Genomic DNA, 1673 nt, shown 5'->3' on the forward strand with positions numbered 1-1673 from the left:
CAAGGGTGCGTGACCACAAAGGCAGCGCGCCCAACCGCAACGCGGGGCCCGCGGGGGCTCGGCCCCCGCGGCTAGCAAGACGCGACGCACCGGTCCGCGCTTTCTGCGGACAGGCTCCGCCGAGTCGCGTGCCCGGGGCGGGTCACCCGAAGCACCCCAAACGACGACTACGCCTAGGCAAACCGCCCAACTCATCGTTCAGGAACAAATCGTCTTGCCGCGTAGATAGGATTAGAGCGTTGCAACTGGACAGGTGCCTGAAGATTGTTATGTAGGTTCGTTGGTACTGTTCAGGTGCTGGGATCCAGGGGTTGCCGCTGGTGGCCTGGATGAGGGCGTCGACCATGTTGGTGCCGTGTCGGGTGGCGGTGGCGATGTACCTGCGGATCGCGACGAAGTGTTCGGCTCCGGTCATGGCGCGCATGCTGCCTGGGACCTTGATCCGTATTTTCGGCATTTTGATCGTCAGCTCTGCGAGGTTCACCGCCACCACGGACCTCTGGCCGCCAACGTCGCGGCGACGACAAACCCACCGATCTGTTGGCACAGTTGAGGCTGAGGAGCCGCAGGCGAGCGCCGCGGACATCGCGGCCCGACTCGGGGTGACCACGCGCCATGTCCGGCGGCTGGTGAGCGCAGGTCCGAAGCCGGACTCAGGTCGTAATTGATCTATCTGGATGTCGACAGTGGATCATTGAAGTTTCGCGAAGCTGGTTCGAGGGCGGACAATGTCCACATGACGTTGATCAACGTGGCTCTGGTTGAAGGGCGACCCGACGACTTGTACTCGCTGCTCGACTGGCTTCAACGCACCGACGAGTTACGTGGGCACGTCAAGGCGCAGTCGCGGCGGCCGGAGTCTCACGAGATGGGCGGTGCCATGGAGGTCCTCTCCGTGGCGCTTGGAAGCGGTGGCGCGGGAGCCGCTTTGATCAGTGTCCTGACGACCTGGTTGCAGGCGCGTCGTGCCCGAATCAGCGTCGAATTCGTGCTTGCCGAGTCCGGCGAGATTATCCGCAAAGTGGAGGTCGACGCCAACAGCGCAGCAGCGGTGAAAGATCTGTACGACTCGCTGACCTCGGACCAAACGCCGCAGTGAACGCGAGACTGCCGGATCGACGCAGGTCTCGAGCACTGCTTATCGGGGCCTCGCGGTTCACTCATCCCGATCTCCACGATCTGCCTGCGGTGACCAACAATCTGCAGGAGCTGACCGATGTGCTCGCCGATCCGGCGGTCGGCTGCCTCGATCGGGAAGGCTGCCAGCAGCTTGCTGAGCCAACGACGCCTCAGCAGGTCGGCGATGCGATTGACACTGTCGTCAGCGAGGCACTGGACACACTCGTGCTGTACTACGCGGGCCACGGGGTGCTCGGCCAACGCGGCAACCCGTTCTTGGCCGTAACCACGACGGACCCGGACCCCCGCCGAGTTCGTTACTCGGGCGTCCCGATGGAATGGCTCCGGTTGGCATTGGCCGACAGCCCCGCGCACAACCGCATCCTGATACTCGATTGCTGCTTTTCGGGGCTCGCGGCAGAGGCGATGTCGAATGCCGCGTCGGCCGTCATCGGCGAACTAGTACTCCAGCCGTAGATCGTGATCTCTGCGTGGCGGTGCCGGATGCGGGGCGGCCACCGCGTGATCATCGTCGGTTGTGTCGACGTCAGATG

3 protein-coding genes are annotated in these 1673 nt (G+C 63.8%); 2 read left to right on the top strand and 1 reads right to left on the bottom strand.

Features of this window, described 5'->3' with window-relative positions:
* Positions 1 to 142 precede the first annotated feature (142 nt).
* Entirely contained in the window at positions 143 to 490 is a 348-nt protein-coding gene (locus tag ACIA5C_RS20100) for a hypothetical protein (RefSeq protein ID WP_396056639.1), read from the bottom strand.
* 246 nt (positions 491 to 736) lie between these two features.
* On the opposite strand from ACIA5C_RS20100, the gene ACIA5C_RS20105 reads away from it, so the two are divergent.
* Together ACIA5C_RS20105 and ACIA5C_RS20110 are read left to right on the top strand one after the other, a co-directional pair.
* Complete coding sequence (locus ACIA5C_RS20105; RefSeq protein WP_396056641.1) at positions 737 to 1099, top strand: hypothetical protein; 363 nt, start codon at positions 737 to 739, stop codon at positions 1097 to 1099.
* Positions 1096 to 1596 carry a caspase domain-containing protein gene (locus ACIA5C_RS20110; RefSeq protein WP_396056642.1) on the top strand — a complete coding sequence of 167 codons (501 nt, stop codon included), beginning with the start codon at positions 1096 to 1098 and terminating at the stop codon, positions 1594 to 1596. Before ACIA5C_RS20105 ends, ACIA5C_RS20110 begins: the two co-directional genes overlap by 4 nt.
* Positions 1597 to 1673 lie beyond the last annotated feature (77 nt).

Source organism: Actinoplanes sp. NPDC051343 (assembly GCF_044455125.1).
In the GTDB taxonomy this organism is placed as follows: Bacteria; Actinomycetota; Actinomycetes; order Mycobacteriales; family Micromonosporaceae; genus Actinoplanes.